Here is a 3,582-nt window from a genome sequence, read left to right as displayed (position 1 = left end):
ATGGATGTCCTAACAAAAATTCCATAGTAAGAAAAGGTATAAAACTTATCTTAACATGATGAAAGGACAAAAAAAACATTACGATGCTTCTTTTAAATTACGAGCAGTAGAACTGAGTTACGAAAGAAGTAATATTTCCGAATTAGCTAGAGAACTTGGAATAAAAGCCTCATTATTATATAAATGGCGCAAAGATTATCAAGAATATGGATCGAATAGTTTTCCAGGAAAAGGCAATTTAAAGCTAACACCTGAACAAGAGCGTATAGTCGAATTAGAGAAAAAACTAAAAGATGCTGAATTAGAACGAGATATCTTAAAAAAAGCAATAAGCATTTTCTCCAAGAACGGTCGATGAAATACAGATTCATAAAGAATCATGAGCGCCAATTTCCGATTGAGAAAATGTGTTTTTTATTAAAAATAAATTCCAGTAGCTATTATAAATGGAAAAAAAGAGGTTATTCCAATCGACTTTTGAGAAAAAATTTGATGTTGGATAAAATAAAGTATCTATATTTTAAATTCAAGCAGAGATATGGAAGTCCTCGAATTCATTCAGAATTGAACGCTTTAGGTTATAGAATATCACTTAAAACGGTTGCTAAATATATGCAAGAACTTGGCTTAAGAAGTAAATTAAGTAAGAAGTTTAGAATTACAACAAATTCTAAACATAATTATTTAACTGTAAGCAATTTACTTAATAGAGACTTTAGCGCTTCAAAACCTTCCATGAAATGGGTATCAGATATTACTTATATTCAAACTCAAGAGGGATTTTTGTATTTAACAACAATCATCGATTTGTACGATAGAAAGGTGATTGGTTGGAGTTTAAGCCATACCATGAGTACAAAAGAAACGAGTTTAGCAGCATGGCGTATGGCTATAAAGAATAGATCAATTAAAAAAGGAATGCTATTTCATTCTGATCGAGGTGTTCAATATGCTTCAAATAAGTTTACAAATGTACTTGATTCTTATGGTGTTATTCGTAGCATGTCAAGAAAAGGAAATTGCTGGGATAATGCTGTAGCTGAGAGCTTCTTTAAATCTTTAAAGACAGAACTGATATATGGAAATAAATTAATAACACGAGAAAAAATGAAAACGCAAATTTTTGAGTATATTGAAATTTGGTATAACAAAAATAGAAGACATAAAACATTGGGATATAAAACTATCTTTGAGTTTAATAATAATTTACAATTTTTAAAATATGTAGCTTAACTTACAATGGAAAATTCACGGGGATATCCAAAGAGGTCTTTTTCCTTTAATAAGAAAAGAGAAAACGAATCCAAAATTTATTCAAATGAGATTATATGATTCCATATCTTGTAAACCTCTGTAATAAAACAGTTTTAAATCTTTATCAATAATAAAAGGGACAATATTATTAGCAAGACATTCCTTAAACGTAATCAAAGGATGAATAATTATCAAACTGATAATGGAAGTTGGTAATATCTTCAAAAGTTTTCTTTTCAATACTATGATAATCAAAAACTAATTTTTTCATTTTTGTTCCAACTTCTTTTGGTAGGCACGTTTCATTACCACAAACTTCGTTAGAAAGTGATTTGCCTTCTGATTCTACTTAGACTTTCGGGTTTAATGCCAATGTAAGAAGCAATGTATTGTAAAGAAACATTTTGGATTATATCTGGTTGCGTTTTCATGAGTTTTAAATATCTTTCCTCAGCAGTAAGTAAAATCATATCTCGGGTACGATCTTCATTATAAATGAGGGCTTGTTCGTATATTTTTTCTCCATAAATTCCCCAATCTTTCACGTTTTTATTCAATTTATCCAGACTATCTTTAGTGACACGCAACAAATTACATTCAGAAATGGTTTGTACGTTATCATATGCCTTAGAATTGGTAATAAAACTTTGAAAGGAAGTGATAAATCCAGATGGACAGTTTATTTGTGTTGTACGTTCTTCTCCCTCTTTTGTGTAAAAAACACGAACGTATCCATTGATAATAAAATAGAGATACTTTGTAGATGTATTTTCAACTTCAAGCATTGTATTTTTTGGAATAGTAATAGATGAAAAAGACTCAGAAATCGTTCGAATATCCTCTTTACTTAGTGGAATATATTTTGAAATATCTTTGATCAATTTTAGGTATACTGTATTCATAAGATTACACATAACATTGTTTTTTACGAAGTAAAATATAGTCAGTTTCGTAAAATTATACCCAAATATACAAACAAAACTAAATTGTATACTTTATTGTACAAAACAAAAAACCTCCCTAAAATTGCATTTAAAGAAGTTATTATTTTTAATATTGTTTTTCTACCTAAATAGGAGTTGTGCAACGGTTACACATGTTATATGCTGGCCTTTTAATTTTCTAGATTTTCATTTATCCAATTAGATAATAAATTTATTGCTTCGTGAGAAACACCAATATATCTTGAATTATGACTTATTTGATCAAATCTTATATATCCCATAATCAGATCACAATAACCAAATTTTTCAAATTTATTATTAAATTCATTTTCTTGGAAAAATAACTCGTATTCAACACCACTATTATCAATATTAGGTACTTCAACTATTTTGAGCATATCTATTTTCATTCCGTTTGGAGCAATGTTATAAAGAAGTGTTACAGGTTTAATATCCGTTCTCGGTAACTTAGGATTTTTTTGATAAAAATATTGACTAATTTCCAAATAACGTTTTGTATGATTGTAATTCTTTAACCTATTTAGACTTGTGTTTTTGCTTAATTTAAAGTTATCTTTTTTTGATATAGTTTTTAAATTTTTCCAACCATTATCAAAATATTCTGTAATGCTCTTTTCTAATTTTGAAGATAAATCTACAAAATCATTTTTTAAAACAATAGCAATTTGCTTTAGGTTTTCATCTGGGACATTTTCGAGAGTTTTATCCAAGTTTATAAAATAATCTTGAATGAAAAAAAGCTCCTGATGAACTTTTTGTGAAAGCCAGTGTGAATTGTTGTTAGCCTTATTGTAAAGATTAATTTTCCAATCTAAATAGTTCTCTTTATTGGCAAGAATTAATGGATAGGTAATTAATTCCATTTCACTGGTGAAATTGTTGTCTGATACTGTAGAACGCAACAATTTAGCCAACTTTAATACATCTTCGTGGGATTCAATTTTTTTATCTAAAATCTTTTCAGAAATTTTCAATCTTGTTTCTTTCTTTTTTAAAAAAGATGAAGATAAAAATGCTAAAAATGAACCTATTATTACTCCGATAAAACTTAATACTGGAGTAATAAATAATTGCCAATTAATATTATTCATTGGTTTTGATTTCTTTAAGGCTTGCACACAACATAGTAATTTACGAAGTTAATGATAGAAAAGTTTAGTAAAAAATCAGCTATATCTGCATTTCGTTAAATTAAACTCAAACATACAACAACCATTTAACAATAAATTACGGTTTCTCGTAAAAATAAAAAACCTCGCTTATAACAATTAGCTAGATCATATATTTTAATCCGAATTATTGAGTTGCACATTAGTATCCTTTCTTCATTTTTCTAATAATTATTTTTTTAATAACTACATAC

The 3,582-nt window shown here is 27.7% G+C and carries 4 protein-coding genes; 2 read left to right on the top strand and 2 right to left on the bottom strand.

The genetic code is table 11. The features are described from left to right. Positions 1 to 55: 55 nt before the first annotated feature. Both N5D90_RS17150 and N5D90_RS16970 read left to right on the top strand, forming a co-directional pair. Positions 56 to 358, top strand: coding sequence for a transposase (locus N5D90_RS17150; RefSeq protein WP_125350866.1), 303 nt, complete (start codon positions 56 to 58; stop codon positions 356 to 358). After that, complete coding sequence (locus tag N5D90_RS16970; protein WP_407932369.1) at positions 355 to 1,233, top strand: IS3 family transposase; 879 nt, start codon at positions 355 to 357, stop codon at positions 1,231 to 1,233. Before N5D90_RS17150 ends, N5D90_RS16970 begins: the two co-directional genes overlap by 4 nt. A gap of 341 nt (positions 1,234 to 1,574) precedes the next feature. Here the strand turns inward: N5D90_RS16970 and N5D90_RS16965 are convergent, their stop codons facing one another. Together N5D90_RS16965 and N5D90_RS16960 are read right to left on the bottom strand one after the other, a co-directional pair. Continuing rightward, positions 1,575 to 2,156: a Crp/Fnr family transcriptional regulator gene (locus N5D90_RS16965; protein WP_280063456.1), complete on the bottom strand. Its 582-nt coding sequence runs from the start codon at positions 2,154 to 2,156 to the stop codon at positions 1,575 to 1,577. A 212-nt stretch (positions 2,157 to 2,368) separates the two neighbouring features. Continuing rightward, the gene (locus tag N5D90_RS16960; protein ID WP_280063455.1) at positions 2,369 to 3,310 is read right to left on the bottom strand and encodes a hypothetical protein; all 942 of its coding nucleotides are present in this window, start codon (positions 3,308 to 3,310) and stop codon (positions 2,369 to 2,371) included. Between the last annotated feature and the right edge of the window lie 272 nt (positions 3,311 to 3,582).

Origin of the sequence: Empedobacter sp. GD03797 (assembly GCF_029842105.1) — a bacterium.
Taxonomy (GTDB): Bacteria; Bacteroidota; Bacteroidia; order Flavobacteriales; family Weeksellaceae; genus Empedobacter; species Empedobacter falsenii_C.
This window is presented reverse-complemented; position numbering and strand designations above follow the sequence as displayed.